Source organism: Streptomyces sp. NPDC033966 (assembly GCF_055575955.1).
Map to the genome: position 1 here is coordinate 156,842 of NZ_JBVIRQ010000002.1, position 15,104 is coordinate 171,945.

Annotated in this window: 12 protein-coding genes; 10 read left to right on the forward strand and 2 right to left on the reverse strand. The window is 74.6% G+C overall.

Annotated features, from left to right (window positions below; genetic code table 11):
* The first annotated feature begins 102 nt into the window (after window positions 1–102).
* From ACZ518_RS06300 to ACZ518_RS06325, 6 genes are all read left to right on the forward strand, one after another.
* On the forward strand, window positions 103–1,521 hold the full coding sequence (locus ACZ518_RS06300; protein ID WP_469111838.1) for a hypothetical protein: 1,419 nt from the start codon (window positions 103–105) through the stop codon (window positions 1,519–1,521).
* Window positions 1,522–1,723: 202 nt separating this feature from the next.
* Entirely contained in the window at window positions 1,724–2,353 is a 630-nt protein-coding gene (locus ACZ518_RS06305; RefSeq protein ID WP_469111839.1) for an ankyrin repeat domain-containing protein, read from the forward strand.
* Window positions 2,350–3,471, forward strand: coding sequence for a YncE family protein (locus tag ACZ518_RS06310; protein ID WP_469111840.1), 1,122 nt, complete (start codon window positions 2,350–2,352; stop codon window positions 3,469–3,471). Before ACZ518_RS06305 ends, ACZ518_RS06310 begins: the two co-directional genes overlap by 4 nt.
* A gap of 61 nt (window positions 3,472–3,532) precedes the next feature.
* Window positions 3,533–3,916 (forward strand): hypothetical protein, encoded by a 384-nt coding sequence (locus ACZ518_RS06315; RefSeq protein WP_469111841.1) that lies wholly within the window; start codon window positions 3,533–3,535, stop codon window positions 3,914–3,916.
* 124 nt (window positions 3,917–4,040) lie between these two features.
* Complete coding sequence (locus ACZ518_RS06320; protein ID WP_469111842.1) at window positions 4,041–5,081, forward strand: vWA domain-containing protein; 1,041 nt, start codon at window positions 4,041–4,043, stop codon at window positions 5,079–5,081.
* A gap of 236 nt (window positions 5,082–5,317) precedes the next feature.
* Window positions 5,318–6,460, forward strand: a complete 1,143-nt coding sequence (locus ACZ518_RS06325; protein WP_469111843.1) for an ATP-binding protein — start codon at window positions 5,318–5,320, stop codon at window positions 6,458–6,460.
* Between the two features lie 540 nt (window positions 6,461–7,000).
* On the opposite strand, the gene ACZ518_RS06330 is transcribed toward ACZ518_RS06325, so the two are convergent.
* Window positions 7,001–10,441 (reverse strand): hypothetical protein, encoded by a 3,441-nt coding sequence (locus ACZ518_RS06330; RefSeq protein WP_469111844.1) that lies wholly within the window; start codon window positions 10,439–10,441, stop codon window positions 7,001–7,003.
* 245 nt (window positions 10,442–10,686) lie between these two features.
* On the opposite strand from ACZ518_RS06330, the gene ACZ518_RS06335 reads away from it, so the two are divergent.
* The 3 genes from ACZ518_RS06335 to ACZ518_RS06345 all read left to right on the forward strand — a co-directional run bounded on the left by ACZ518_RS06335 (window position 10,687) and on the right by ACZ518_RS06345 (window position 13,384).
* The gene (locus tag ACZ518_RS06335) at window positions 10,687–11,883 is read left to right on the forward strand and encodes a glycoside hydrolase family 26 protein (RefSeq protein WP_469111845.1); all 1,197 of its coding nucleotides are present in this window, start codon (window positions 10,687–10,689) and stop codon (window positions 11,881–11,883) included.
* A gap of 90 nt (window positions 11,884–11,973) precedes the next feature.
* A complete protein-coding gene (locus ACZ518_RS06340; RefSeq protein ID WP_469111846.1) occupies window positions 11,974–12,390 on the forward strand; it encodes a YjbQ family protein in 417 nt (138 codons plus the stop codon).
* A 499-nt stretch (window positions 12,391–12,889) separates the two neighbouring features.
* A complete protein-coding gene (locus tag ACZ518_RS06345; RefSeq protein ID WP_469111847.1) occupies window positions 12,890–13,384 on the forward strand; it encodes a C40 family peptidase in 495 nt (164 codons plus the stop codon).
* Window positions 13,385–13,435: 51 nt separating this feature from the next.
* Here ACZ518_RS06345 and ACZ518_RS06350 read toward each other — a convergent pair whose 3' ends face one another.
* Complete coding sequence (locus tag ACZ518_RS06350) at window positions 13,436–14,221, reverse strand: SDR family NAD(P)-dependent oxidoreductase (protein ID WP_469112331.1); 786 nt, start codon at window positions 14,219–14,221, stop codon at window positions 13,436–13,438.
* Between the two features lie 161 nt (window positions 14,222–14,382).
* Between ACZ518_RS06350 and ACZ518_RS06355 the strand changes: the two genes are divergently transcribed.
* On the forward strand, window positions 14,383–14,967 hold the full coding sequence (locus ACZ518_RS06355; protein ID WP_469111848.1) for a TetR/AcrR family transcriptional regulator: 585 nt from the start codon (window positions 14,383–14,385) through the stop codon (window positions 14,965–14,967).
* The last annotated feature ends 137 nt before the right edge of the window (window positions 14,968–15,104 follow it).

The window sequence follows — 15,104 nt, forward strand, 5'->3', positions numbered from 1 at the left end:
CGCCGGGGAGCCGACCGCCCCCGTACGTGGTCGGCTGGGCTCGGCCGGTCACGCTCCCGGGCGGCCCGGCCGTACCCCTCAGTCGCAGAAGGAGGAACCCCGATGGTCCGTCGGCACGTCCCCGCCGTCCTCAGCCTCGTCGCCGGCGCGCTGGTGGCCGTCCCGGCCCAGGCCGCGCACGCCGCCACCGTGCAGGTCCGCTGCTCGGTCCCGGATCTCGTCGAGGCGATCAACGCCGCGAACGTCACACCGGGGCCGGACACGATCCAGCTCGCGCGCGGGTGCACGTACAAGCTGAGGGCACCGGACCCCGTACATCCGGGCAACGGACTGCCGGTGATCACCAGTGAGATCACCATCGACGGACGCGGGGCCACGATCGAGCGCGACGGGCACGGGCACGGGCACGGGCACGGTCACGGGAAGGAGGTGCCGAAGTTCCGGATCATCTACGTCGAGAACACGGGCACCCTCACGCTGAACCGGACGACGATCAGCGGCGGCTACGCCACGGACTGCCCCGCCTTCCCCGGAGCCGTGGGCTTGGCCTGCGGCGGCGGCATCTCCAACAACGGATCGATGCGGATCACCCGCAGCAAGTTCACCGGCAACACGTCCGCGTCCGCCGTCTTCGCCCAGGGCGGTGCCATCGACAGCCCCGGCCGCGCCGGAAGCATCAGCGAGACCGAGGTGAGCGGGAACCACGTCGTCTACGACGGCCGGCAGCCCGAGGGGGCCGCCGCGGGCGGCGGCATCTCCAACGACGGCCCGCTGACCGTCACCGGCTCCAGACTCACCGGGAACACCGCGACCGTCACCCCTGACACCCGGAGCACCGCCTTCGGCGCCGCCATCATCAGCTTCTTCGGGACGACCATCGAGTCCACCGTCATCAGCGGGAACCGTGCCTTCGCCGAGAAGGGGACCGCACGGGCCGCCGTGGCCAACGGCATCCCGGAGGAATTCGGGAGGCTGACCGTCACCGGCGGCGCCGTCCGCGACAACGTCTCGGACGCCCCGCAGGGTGTGGCCCAGGGCGGCGGCATCGCGAACAACGCCCTGATGACCGTGAGCGGCGTGAAGATCAGCGGCAACCGGGCGGTCGCCAAGGGCGGCACCGCGCGCGGGGGCGGCGTCCGCATGGGCCCGTTCGGCACGCTCGACCTGACGGACAGCCACGTCACCGGCAACACCGCCGAGGCACCGGACGGCACCGCGCAGGGCGGCGGCATCGACAACCCCGACGGCGGCACCCTGACGGCCAAGCGCAACGAGATCCGCCGGAACTCGGTCACCGCGAAGAACGGCACCGCGCAGGGCGGCGGTCTCTACCACGCGGGAGGGGGGACCGGGCAGGGGACGACCACGCTGGAGCGGAACACCATCACCCACAACCGGGCGGGTGACGGCGGCGGGATCTTCAAGGCGTCCGGGCTGCTCACCCTGAGCGGCGACGTCGTCCGCGACAACGAGCCGAACAACTGCGCCCCGTCCGGCGCGGTCCCGGGCTGCACCGGCTGAGGCGAGGTCCGGCCGCCGCCGCTCCTGCCGTCGCAGCGGTCCGGCCATAACGTCGGGTCCGGCCGGCCCGCCGGGCCCCTCTAGCTGATGTCCGGGCGGGACGGATCAGCCGATCGGCTGACGGACCGGTCGGCCGGGCGGGCGGCACGGGAGGGACGGCGGGCGGACCGCCCGCCGTGGCGGGCGGGGCCACGATGGGGGCATGAACCCGCACGACCGACTGCTGCTCGACGCGGCCAAGGCCGGGGACACCGACGCGGTGCGCGCCGCGCTCGCCGCCGGCGCCGCCCCGGAGACCCGCGACGAGGACCTCCGCACACCTCTGCTGCTCGCGGTGCTCGGCGACCACCTCCAGGTGGCCGAAGCCCTGGTGGCCGCCGGCGCCGACCCGAACGCCCCCGACTCCCGCGAGGACAGTCCCTGGCTGGTCACCGGCGTCACCGGCAGCGTCCGCATGATGCGGGCCCTGCTCCCGGCCGGGCCCGATCTGACGCAGCGCAACCGGTTCGGCGGGATCTCCCTCATCCCGGCCGCCGAGCGCGGGCACGTCGGATACGTACGGGCCGTGCTGGCGGAGACGGACATCCGCGTCGACCACGTCAACCGGCTCGGCTGGACCGCCCTGCTGGAGGCGGTGATCCTCGGTGACGGCGACTTCCGCCACGAGGAGGTCGTCCGGCTGCTGCTCGCCGCCGGAGCGGACCCGTGGCTCGCCGATTCCAAGGGCGTCACCGCGTACGAGCACGCGGTGCGGCGCGGCTTCGACGGCCTGGCCCGGCTCCTGCGCGCGGCGCAGGACCGGTCGGGCGGCGACGGCCGGAGCACGCCGTGAGCCGCCGGGCCCGGGCGCTGCTCGTGGCCGTCCCCGCCGTCCTCGTGCTGCTGGGCGGCTGCACCACGGCCGGGGCGGAGGGCGGGGGCGCGGGCCGTTCCGCCGCCCCGCCCGCCCCGGGCGGGGCCCCGCTGCCGGCCGGGCGCCCCACCCCCGAAGGGACCCTGCTCGTCGCCGACTTCGGGGCCGGCACCGTCACCTTCGTCGACCCCCGGCGCGGCCCCGTCGGGTCCGTCGCCGTGGGTACGGCGCCGTACGGGCTGGCCGTCGGCCCGGACGGGCTCGCCTGGGTGGCCACCGCCGAAGGCGTGGCGGTGGTCGACACCCGTACCCGCACCCGTGCGGCCCGGATCCCGTACACGACCGGTACGGGTCCGGTCGGCACCGGCGAGTACCGGGGCGGCGGCATGGGCATCGCCCTCTCGCCGGACGGATCGCGCGCCTACGTGGGGGTCAACGTCCCCGGCGGCCGGGGCGTCCTGGAGGTGATCGACACCGCCGCGCGCAAGGTCACGGCGACGGTACCGGTGGGGCGCAGGCCGTTCGACGTGGACGTCGCCCGTGACGGCGGCGAGGTGTACGTGACCGGCCACGACTCCTTCGACGTCACGGTGGTCGCGGCGGACACCCTCGCCGCGCGCCGCATCGAGGTCGCCCCGTACGGCACGGAGGGCGGGCTCGGCTCCTGGCTCAAGCCGCACTACGCGGTCGTACGCCCCGGCGACGGCCGGCTGCTGCTGCCGTTCGAGGGGGAGCGGCTGGCCGTGGTGGACCCGCGCAGCGGCGCGGTCGCGGTGGAGCCGATGACGGCCGACACGCACCAGCACGGGACCGCGCTCACCGCGGACGGCCGCCTCCTCGTCGTCGGCACCGGCGCCGTGGAGGAGGGCGAGGGCCCGTCGCTGACCGTGCGGTCGCCCGGCGGGGACGAGCGCGTGTACCCGCTGGACGGCCCGCACGAGGACGTAGCGGTGTCCCGCGACGGCCGCACGGCGTACGTCACCGGCGGATATACGCGGGACGGCCACTGGAACGGGCTGACCGTCGTCGACCTCACCGACGGCACCACCCGGCGCCTCCCGGCCGGAGTCCGCCCCCTGGGCATCGCCGTCCTCTAGGGAGTGCCCCTTCAGCGCGTCGCGACGGGGCGCGGGCCGCCCGTCCCGCTAGCGTCTGGGCATGCCGCCGCCGGACACGATCTACTACGTCGACCACTCGGACATCCTCCCGGGCCGCCTCGACGACGTGAAGGCCGCCATGCGGGAACTGGCGGCCTTCGTCGAGACGGTGGAACCGCAGCTGCTGGCCTACCACTTCTACGTCGACCGGGCCGGGTCCACCATGACCCTGGTGGCCGTCCACCCCGACGCGGCCTCGCTGGAGCTCCACCTGGAACTCGGCGGTCCCAAGTTCCGGGCCTTCGTCCCGCTGATCCGGATGCGCTCCATCGACGTGTACGGCGACCCGGGCCCCTCGGTCATGGACCGCCTCCACGCCAAGGCCGCCCTCCTCGGCGACGGCACCGTGACGGCCCACACCGCGGTCGCCGGCTTCACCCGCTGACGTCCAAAGGGACTTCGCCTGCGCGCTCCTCAAGGGCCGCCGGCGCACTGCTCCGAGGCCGATTGTCAGTGGCGGGTGCGAGGATCGGAGCATCAAGTCGGGAACGGAATCAGGGGGAACCGCCATGTCCGCAATCCAGAACTACATCAATCACGTCGCTCTCGTGCTGGACGCGAGTTCGTCCATGTCGCACCTGAGCCAGAAGGTCGTGGACGTCGCCGATCAGCAGATCGAATATCTGGCCCGGCGTTCCAAGGAACTGGACCAGGAAACCCGGGTCACGGTGTACGTCTTCTCGAACAAGGTCGAGTGCGTCATCTACGACAAGGACGTGCTGCGCATGCCGTCCCTGAAGCAGCTGTACCGGGTCGGCGGGATGACGGCGCTGCTGGCGGCGACGCTGCAGTCGCAGCGGGAGCTGGCGCAGACCGCCCAGCTCTACGGCGACCACAGCTTCCTGACGTTCGTGCTGACCGACGGTCAGGAGAACGCCAGCCACCGGTGCCCGGGCGCCCCCGGCCGCAACCCCGGTGACCTGGTGCGGGCCGTGGGCACGATGATCGAGACGCAGGACGACAACTGGACGCTGGCCGTCCTGGTGCCGGACCAGATGGGCAAGCGCGAGGCCATGCAGTGCGGTTTCCCGAAGGACAACATCGCCATCTGGGACGCCACGAGCACTCAGGGGCTGGAGGACGCCGGGCAGGTCATCCAGGAGGCCACCGAGAAATTCATGGTGGGCCGCACCAAGGGAATCCGCGGATCCCGGGCGGTCTTCTCCACGGGTGGGGAAGCCGTCAACAAGAAAGCCATCGAAGCGGCGGGGCTCACTCCCGCGGATCCGTCGCAGTACCAGCTCATTCCGGTGGCCCGTGACGCGGCCATCCGGGAATGGGTCATCGAGAGCGGGCACTCCTACCGCACCGGTTGCGCTTTCTACCAGCTGAGCAAGTCGGAAAAGGTCCAGGCGCGAAAGCAGATAGCGGTACTGGAGAAGAAGACGGACCGGGTCTACACGGGACCGGAGGCCCGCGCCCTGCTCGGCCTGCCCGACGCGGAGGTCCGCGTCAAGCCCGACCACAACGACGACTTCACGATCTTCATCCAGAGCACCAGCGTCAACCGGAAGCTGGTACCGCAGACGCGGCTGCTGCTCATGGTCTGAGGTCCGCGCGACGGACCGGAACCGGGGACCCGCGGGCCGCGCGGAAAGGGGTCCTGGGGGCCTTCGGAGGGGGCCGCGGGCGCCCGTCACACGGGGCCGGGACCGGTTCGCCGGCCGGGTCCGCGCGGGGCGCCCACCCGGCCGTCCAGCGTTCCGGGGAACCGGCCCTGACCTGGCGTTTTACGAGTTCGAGCCTAGGCTGTGGAGGTCTGCTGGACACCATCGAGGGGGACTTCATGAGCAAGGACCGCATCGAGTACGACGCCTCCCACATCCAGGTGCTGGAGGGGCTGGAAGCAATCCGGATGCGACCCGGCATGTACATCGGGTCGAGCGGCGAACGCGGTGTGCACCAGCTGGTCTTCGAGGTCGCCGACCGGGCGGTGAACGAGGTCCTGGCCGGCCGCGCCGGGGCCGTGCACATCACCCTGACCGCCGACGGCTCGGTACGGGTCGCGGACGACGGCCCGGGCCTGCCGGCCGAGGACGCCGACGCGCTGCTGACCCGCTTGCCCGCCGGGCGCCGGCACGCCGGCCGGCACGTGGTGGCCCTGGGCCTGGGCGGTACCGGCCTCTGCGTCACCAACGCGCTGTCGAGCCGCCTGACCACGGAGCTGCGGCACGGCGGTGTGCGCCTGCTGCGGGAGTACGAGCGCGGCGAGGAGGTCGCCCCGCCGACTCCGGCGGGGCCCGCGGCCGGGACGGGCACCGTGATCACGTTCCGGCCCGACACCGAGATCTTCGGCACGGCCGAGTACTCGTTCGACGTACTGGCGGACCGCTTCCGGGAGCTGGCTTTCCTGAACCGCGCCCTCGACGTCTCACTGACCGACCTGCGGCCCGCGGACGGGCCGCGCTCCGAGCGGTTCCGGTTCCCGGGCGGGGCCCGGGACTTCGTCGCCTTCCTCGGTGCAGGGGCAGGGGCGCCCGTCCATCGGGAGGTCTTCGGCTTCGAGCGGGAGGTCCCGGCGATGGGCGGGACGGTGGAGGTGGCCCTGCGGTGGCACGACTCCCCCGGCGGGCGGGTCCTGGGCTTCGCCAACAGCTGGCCCACCCCGTACGGCGGTACGCACGCCGAAGGTCTGCTCGACGGACTCACGGTCGCCGTCGGCGCGTTCACGCGCGAGCGGGGGGCGCCGTCGGTGCCGGATCCGGGATCCGGCACCGACGGCGTCCGCGAGGGGCTGGTCGCGGTCGTCTCGGTCAAGCTCGACCGGCCCGAGTTCCAAGGCGTGTCGCACGGCGCGCTCGGCGATGCCGCTGTGCGCGGCGGCGTCGCGGAGGCGGTGCGGGAGGAGGTGGCCGCCTGGCTCGCGCGGGACCCGGAGGCTGCCGCGTCCGTCGTCAGCCGCGTGCTGCGGGGCTCCCGCCGGGCCTGACCGGGTGCCTACGGCCGTCCCCGTCCCGCGTCGGCAGCGCAGGACGTGGGCGGCCGGCAGTTCACCGCAGTCGTGGGTGTAGAGCCAGGCCGTGGCCCTCTCGTAGAAGAGGCGGATCCCCATCGGCATGACCGGATCGCGCATCCGCCGCGCGACCGGGCCCGCCGTCTTGGCGTCGCGGTTGCCGCCGGCCGCCTTGACCATCTTGGCGACGCGCGCGGACCGGGCGGCGTCGTACGCCGCGAGGGCCCTCCGCCACCGAGGGCTCGGCGGCCAGTGACCGGGCCAGGACCAGCGCGTCCTCCAGGGCCATCGAAGCGCCCCGGTCCGCGCCGACGGGGTGTGCCGGGTCACCGTTCAGCACGGTGCGGTCGTCGTGGCGCACCGGGACCGTGCCGAGCGTGTGCATCAGTGTGGCCCCCGACGAGGGGCTCGTCGACTCCCTCACGGCCCTGCTGCTCCACGGCCTGGCGGGGCCGGAGCCGGGCAGGGACTGATCAGCCGGACACCTGCGGCGGGGGCGGCCCCCGCCGTCCGGGCTCAGTTCCCGCCCAGGTCCGTGGCGTACGCCGCCTCGCGGACCTCCGGCTCCGGGTGACGGCGCAGGGCGAGGACGGCAGCCCGGCAGGGGCCGGACCAGCCCTGGCGGGCTCCGAGGGCCGTGGCGAGGCCGACGGCGAGGAGGCCCTCGACGAGGCCGCCGCCGCTGCCCAGGGCGGCCACCGCCGTGAGGGCGGGCGCGAGGTCGGCGAGCGGGTCGCCGTACCGGTGGGCGTCCTCCAGGTCCTCGGCCACCCGGGCCGCGAGGACGGGGCGGCCCTCCACCGCCGCGGTCAGCTCGCGGAGCGCGAGCAGCAGTCCGGGCTCGGCCGCCTCCAGGTCGACCGCCCGTACGAGGAGGGTCGTGCGGGCGACGGTCACCGCCGGTTCGTCCGCGAGCCGGCGTGCGAGGGCCGCGCACATCCGCTGGTCACGGAAGGAGGCCTCGGCGAGGGATTCCAGACGCCGCCGGGCCGGCAGGTCGCCGCCGGGCCCGCCGCCCTCCGGTTCGCCAGCCGCGATCAGCGCCAGGAGCCGCTCCACGACGCCGTGCAGCAGGCTGCCGGGCTCCACGCCGCCGATCGGGTGCGGCAGCCCGGACTGGGCCAGCTCGGAAAGGCCGCCGCTCGCCCGCCAGGCGCTCAGGGGCGAGGCCAGGTCGGTGTAGACGTCCGCCAGTGCCGCACCGGCCGCCGGCGTGTACCGGCCCCAGTCACGGAGTGCGAACAGGGCCTGGTCCGCCGCCTGTTCCGCCGCCACGAAGGGCAGCCGGGCCACGAGTTCCCCGTACCGGGACCGGTGGGCCGGGGCAAGGTCCGCCGGTTCCACGTCCAGGAGCGCACGCCACACGGTGTCCGGCCCGTCGGCGGCCGCCGACTCCAGCAGGGCCCACATCTCCTCGGCCGGCAGCAGGTTCGGGGCGACGCCGACGAGGGTGGCGCGCACGTCCGGATGGAGGCCCGGGGTGCGGCCCACGGCGGACAGGAGATCGACGGCGGCGGCCGGGGGCAGGTGGCGTACGGCGAGCCGGGCTGCCTCCTTGCGGACCGTGACCTTCACTCCGCTCTCCCGGGTCAGGGCCTCGCGGACCAGGGCCGCGACCCGGCTGGGGCGGGCGTGGGCGGCGGCGCGGCCGGCCGCGGACCAGGCGGCCGCGGCCCGGTCGTCTCCGGCGTGGCCGAGGAGGGCGGCGAGGGCCGAGGCCGGGTCGTCCGTGTGGGCGGCCGCGTCCAGTGCCGCCGCCGTCAGGACGGGCTCGGCCCCGGCCGCCGGACCGGCGGCGTACCGCTGGAGCAGGGCCCGGCCGTGCTCCGGCACCGGGGCCACCGCGCGCAGCAGGGCGGCGCGTTCGTCGAGGCCCCGGCCGGGGTCGGCGACGGCGGCGGCCGCCAGGCGGGCCGCGGCCAGCTGCTGCCGGGGCAGCCACCGGTCGGCGTACCGGAAGGGGGGCAGCGGCCTGGGCGTGCCGGCCGCCGGGAAGCGGCCGCCCGGGGGCGGCGCCTCGGGCAGTGCGCGGTCCAGCAGGTCGGTGCGCTCGGTGGCGAGTACGGCGAGCACCGGGGGCAGGAAGGCCGCGGAGGGCTCCCCCGCCAGCAGTTCGGCGACGCGGTCGCCGCGGGTCGCCGGGTCGGCCAGCCAGGCCGCGGCGACCTCGCCGAACTCGGCGTCCGGGCAGGTGCGCAGGGCCTGCCCGAGGCGGTCCTGGAGTTCGGGGTTCCGGTGTCCGTGGCGGCCGCAGGAGGCGGTCAGGGCGAGCAGGGGAGCCACGTCCCCGCGGGCGGTGGCGCGGTCCAGCCAGGGGCCGAGCGCTTCGAGGACGGCGGGTATCGCGACGCCGGGCAGGGGGCCGGCCGGGTGGCCCAGGTCCACCGTGCCGGTGTGGGCGGCCAGCGCCTCGACGACGCGTACGGCGGTCCGGAGGGCGGACGGGCCCGTGCCCGGAGCCGGGGTGGCGGCGAGCAGGGTCACGGCGAGGGTCCGGATCGTGGCCCGGGTCCGGGACGAGCAGTCGCGGGCGCGCAGGGCGTCCTGGCACAGCCGTTCCAGTGATTCCGCGCCGGTGCGCGCCCCGGCGGACCCGGTGCCCGCGACGGCCGCGAGGGCGGCCACGAGGAGCGTGACCGGCAGTTCGGCGAACGCGGCCAGGGCAGCACCGCGCACGGGGTCGCGCTCGTCGGCCAGTCGGCGGGCGGCCAGCGCGAGGACCTCTGCGACCTCCCGGGGGTCGCGGGTACGGCCGACGTTGACTGCCAGATCCTCCCAGACCGACCCGCGGCCGTCGGGGTCACCGGTGCCGAGGGCACCGAGGAACTCGGGCATGGCTTCGGCGGGCGGCAGCAGGGAGAGCTGCCCGCACAGGTCCCAGTACGTGGCGCTGTCGGCGCGGAGCTCCTCGATCGCGGCGCGGGCCCGGGCGTGCCGCTCGGCGGCCGGCAGTAGGGCCAGCGCACTCGGGGGCGGTGGCAGGGGGTTACGGCGGGCTTCACCCGCGACGGCGGCCACGTCGTCCACGAAGCCGGTCCGCCGCGCGGGCGGCATGGACCGCAGCATGACCTGGAAGGCGTTCCGGTGCAGCCACCTGGCCCCCAGCCGGGGCAGGGACGGCGGGTCCGCCGCGACCAGGCGGCGCATCACGGCCGGGCCGGGGGTGCGCTCCCACCGCACGTGCGCCGCGGGGGCGGCGAGCCAGCGCACGACGCGCTCCGCGTCCACCGCGACGAGGTCGCCCAGCCGCTCGTGCACCGGCCCGGGCAGGGTGTACGGGCCGCACTGCTCCAGCAGGTCCAGCACCCTGCCCGGCGCGGCGGGCAGTGCGGCGGCGATCCCGGCGCCGTGCTGCTGCCACCAGCGGTCGCGGAACCGCTCGGGCAGGTCCCGGAGTTCCCGTTCCGCGTGTTCGACGACGGCGACGGGATGGCGCAGGGCCAGGGTGCTCCAGTCCTCGAACGCGAGCGCCCCGGCGAGTTCGGGCAGCAGCCGCGCGGTGAACTCCGTCGAGCAGCCGGGCAGCAGGCGGGCCGCGTCCCGGTGCCCGTACTCGGTGCGCACCCGGAGCACCAGCCGCTCGGCGAGTGCGGGCCGGCGGCCGTCGCGCAGGAGGCGTGCCAGGTCGGCGCGGACCACGGCGGGGGCGTCGTCGTACGCGGCCTCCACGGCCCGGTCCCGGACGGGCAGCCGCCGGGCACCGCGCAGGGCGTACCGGCGGACCACCGGGTCGGCGTCGGCCAGCCGGGCCTCCAGGTGCCCGAGGTCCCCGGCGGTGAGGGCGGCCAGCGCGGCGAGCCGCCGCTCGTACGGGCCGCGCGCGTCCAGGGCGGTGAGCAGGGGCCGCAGTGCGTCCCGGGCGGCGAGCCGGCGGGCGGTGACCGCGGTGTACCGGAGCCGGGCGGCGTGCGGGAGGGGGTCGAGGGCGGCGAGCAGCTCGTCGGCAGTGGAGGTCATCGCGGGCATTGTGCCCGATGCGGCGGCTGCGGCCCCAGTGATTATCGGACCGGCCGGGCGAACGGATCTGCGGGCGCTCCGGCCGTCACCCGGTCGGGCCAAGGGGCGGCGGTCCGCTACGGCGAATGGTCCAGGATCGGGACACCGGACAGGCCGTTGTCCGGGTGGGATGCCTAACGTCGCTGACAAGGCACACCGTTCGCAGACCTTTTCGCAGACCCTTTCGCAGACCTTGTGGAGACGCCATGTCCCGTAGAGGCCGCTGGATGGCCGGCGCCTGCGCCAGTACGGCCGCCGTCGTACTGCTCGCCACCGGGGGCGCACCCGCCCCGGCGCCGCACGGGGCCTTCGGGGGCGGCTCCGGGAAGGGGGTCGCGGTGGGGGCCTACCTCCACTACGGCTCGCCCGGCGTCGACCGGATGCAGGGGCTCTCGCACTGGCTCGGCGGGACCGACCTGCGCGCCGGGCACACCTACCTGCCCGGCGACACCTGGACGAACATCGAGGGAGCACCCGATTCCCTGCACACCTGGGCTCGGTGGCGCAAGGAGCGCCCGGACCGGCTGTTCGTCCTCAACGTGCCCATGCTGAACCAGAACGAGGCCGACGTCCCCGACGGCCGGGTCGCCGAGCTGCTGCGCGCCGGCGCGGAGGGCGAGTACGACCACCATTTCCGGCGGCTGGCCGGACGTCTGGTCTCCCTCGGGCTGCCGGACACGGTGATCGTGCTGGGCTGGGAGATGAACGGGTTCAACTACACCCACCGGTGCAAGCCCGATCCGGAGAGCTGGAAGCGGTACTGGCGGAACATCGTGTCCTCGATGCGCTCGGTGCACGGCCAGCGGTTCCGTTTCGACTTCGCCCCCAACCGGGGGCCGGACGCGATCGGCTGGACGAAGTGCTATCCCGGGGACGACGTCGTCGACATCGTCGGCATGGACTCCTACGACCAGCCGCCCGGGGAGAGCTTCGAGGAGCAGGTCACCCAGCCGTACGGCCTGCAGCAGCACGTCGACTTCGCGCGGGCGCACGGCAAGCGGATCTCGTACCCGGAGTGGGGGCTGTTCCGCAACGGCGACAACGCCGAGTACATGCGGGACATGCTGGCGTGGATCGCCGACCACAAGCCGCTGTACCACAGCATCACCGACTACTGCCCGCACGGTGTGTGGCAGTGCGGGCAGAACCCGCGTTCCGCGCAGGTGTTCCGCGAGTTCCTGTCGGCAGGCCGGGGCGGGCGGGCGGCGGGCGGGCCGCCGCACCCGGGTGCTCTCCCCGGGGAAGCCGTCCGGGCCGGTGAAGGCGGCCGCGGCCGCGCCGGCCGTGAGGCGGTGGGACCCGGCGCCCTCTGGGGCGGCTCGGGCGTCCTCGGCGAGGACCCCTCGCCCGTACAGCGCGAGCTCGACGGAGCCTTCCCCCCGCTCCGGGCGTCCCTCGGCTGATCGAGGGCACTGATCAGCCGCCGGGAAGTAGCCCGTCCGGACCACGGCCCGTCCGACGGGCCGCCGGGGCTTCTGCCCGAGGATGGCGGGATGACATTCACGACACGGACCATCGACGTCACCACCGGCTCCGCTGAGTCCGTCCACGACCTGACCGCGGCCTGCACCGGCTTCCTCCACGAGGCGGCCCGGGGGCGCGACGGGCTCCTCAACGTGTTCACGCCGCACGCGACGGCCGGGCTCGCGGTCATCGAGACGGGTGCGGGCAGCGACGACGACCTGCTCGACGCGCTGGCCGAGCTGCTGCCCGCCGACGACCGCTGGCGCCACCGCCACGGCTCCCCCGGCCACGGCCGCGACCACGTGCTTCCGGCGTTCGTGCCGCCGCACGCCACGCTGCCGGTCGTCGGCGGCGAACTCGCCCTGGGCACCTGGCAGTCGGTCGTGCTGGTGGACACCAACAAGGACAACCCCCGGCGTACCGTACGGCTGTCCTTCCTCGGCTGACCGGACGTGCGCGGCCGGCCGGCCCGCGTGCCGGTGGCGCGGGCCGGTTCCCGGTCATCTCCGTTGCCCGGCAGGGAGGTTCACAGCGGACGGCCCCAAAACGCCCCGGAGCGGCGGTAGTCGGCCGGTTCGCAGTGGTGGACGGCGTCGCCGAGGCGCCTCTCCCGGTGGTACTCCGGGACGTTCCCGATCCGGAGATCCACGGGCCGGTGCCCGCCGCCGACCCCCTCCACCCCGAATCCGCCCGGGCCGACGCCCCGCACCCGGCCGGACGTCTCGTGGTCGCCCCCCGGCCGTTCCGGGCCGGGCGCCGGCGGAACCTCCCGGCCGGGCACCTGCGTTGCGGGGCGGAGGACATCCAGGCATATCATCTCGGGCCGAATTGGCGGGCCCGGAAAAAATCGCGCCGTGTCCGAGCGTGCAATAGCGGACACTTCGTGCAAAATGGGCGGTCGTCGGGAGCCGTTACGCAGTCACCGAGAACAGTCACCATCACGGTTTGTTCCTGTATCTGAATGCGGAGGTATCACGATTGCCGAAAACACAAAAACGCCCGAAGAGGCACACCTGCCCCGCCCTGCTCCTCTCCGTCTCCGTGGTCGCCGCCCTGTTCGTCCCCGCCCGCCCGGCCCAGGCCGCTTCCCTTTACGGGATAAAGGCCGTGGCCGTCGCAGCTTCCAAGAAAGGCGCACCTTACGTCTACGGCGCCACCGGGCCCAATGAGTTCGACTGCTCGGGCCTCACCCTCTACGCCTTCCGGAAGGCCGGCCGGGCCCTTCCCCGCACCGCGGAAGCCCAGTACGAGAGCACCCTCCACATTCCGCACGCGCAGCGCGCACCCGGCGATCTGGTCTTCTTCCCCAAAGGGGGAACCATGGGCCACGTCGGCATCTACGCCGGCCACAACAAGATCTGGCACGCGCCCAAACCCGGCACCCGCGTACGGCTGGAACGCATCTGGACCGGCACCGCCCGCTACAGTCGGGCCAATTGAACGAAGTGAACGAGCAGCGGGGCGAAACGGATCAGCACCGCGGGCGACGGCCTACCGGTGCGAGCGCTGCGCCTCGACGATCTGCCGCACCGAGCGGTCGAGACCGGCCCGGGCCTGGATCCGCTCGGCGAAGCCGGGGAACTGGCCGGCCACGGCACTGAGCAGCCGCAGCTCCAGCGGAGCCACGTTGACCTCGCAGAGGTCGCGGCGGACGGCCCGTACGACGCCCTCGGCGACCTGTCCGGGCGTCACGGTCCTGATGCCGCTCGGCGGGGCGGCACCCGTCGCGGCGAACATGCCCGCGTCGCGGACGAAGCCCGGCTGTACGAGCGACACCCCCACCCCCGTGCCCCTGAGTTCCTGGCGCAGGGCGAGGGCGAAGCCGCGCAGCCCGAACTTCGTCGCGTTGTACAGGGAGGCCGACTTGGTCGCCGCCTTCCCGGAGATGGAGCCGACCAGCACGATGTGGCCGCGGCCGCGCTCCGCCATGCGCGCCGCGAGCAGCCGGGACAGCAGGACGGGCGCGCGCAGGTTGACGTCGAGGGCGCGGTCGAGCTGCTCCTCGGTGTAGTCCAGCAGGTCGCCGCTGGCGGGCAGGGCCGCGTTCGCGACGAGGACGTCCGTCCCGGCGCAGGTCCGCGCGAGCCGGACCACGTCCGGGCGTACGGCGAGATCGGCGACCACGGTACGGGCGCCGCAGGCATCGGCGGTGTCCTTGAGGGCTCCCTCCCGGCGCCCGGTGACCGTGAGGCGGGCCCCCTGGGCGGTCAGGCGCGCCGCCAGGGCGGCTCCGATGCCTCCGGTGGCTCCGGTGAGCAGGACGTTCGATCCGGACATCTCCACGACGACTCCCGAACTGCGGTACCGCGTTCCCTCGGACTGTTCGTTCGAACGAACAGTAGGGACCGCCCCCTGCCTTGTCCACACCTCGGACGGGCCCAACCGCCTTGCCCGGTACGGGCAGTGGCCGGATGCGGCCGATGGGGCAGAATGCCGACATGCCCCCTGCTTCCGAAACCCGCCAGAGCATCATCGACGCCGTGCTGCGGATCATCGGGCAGGACGGGACCGCCGCCGTCACCAACCGCCGGATCGCCAGGGAGGCAGGGGTCTCCCTGGGCTCCGTCACCTACCACTTCGCCACCCAGCACGAGCTGCTGCGCGAGAGCCTGCTGCACTTCGTGGCGGAGGAGACCCGGCACTTCACGGAGCTCGCCGACGCGTGCGCCGACACGTGCGCCGACGAGCCCTTCGACATCGGACAGGCGGCGGAGGCGGTGGCGCGGGTCGCGGGCGGCAACGCGTTCGACAGCCGGCACATCGCACCGTTCGAGCTGTACGTCCAGGCCGGCCGCGACGAACGGCTGCGCGCCTCGGCCGCCGAGTGCTTCGCCGCCTACGACCTGCTGGCCGCGCGGGTACTGAGCCAGCTCGGTGTGCCGGATCCCGAGCGGCTGGCGGGCGCCGCAGTGGCCCTGGTCTTCGGCCGGCAGCTGCGCCGCCTCGCCACCGGCGCCCCGGCCGAGGACCTCGTCGACACCCTGCTGATCCTCACGCAGCTCGCCCCGGCGCGGACCCCTTAGGGGGATCTCCCGGCCCGATGGGGCGGCGGGGGTGGCGGGGGCCGCGGGTGGCGACGCCGGCGGCGGGAGCGGTGCGGCCGTCGGGGGTCCGCCCTCCCCGAGCCGCGCCGCGCTGGCGGGCGGTAACCCCCGATGTC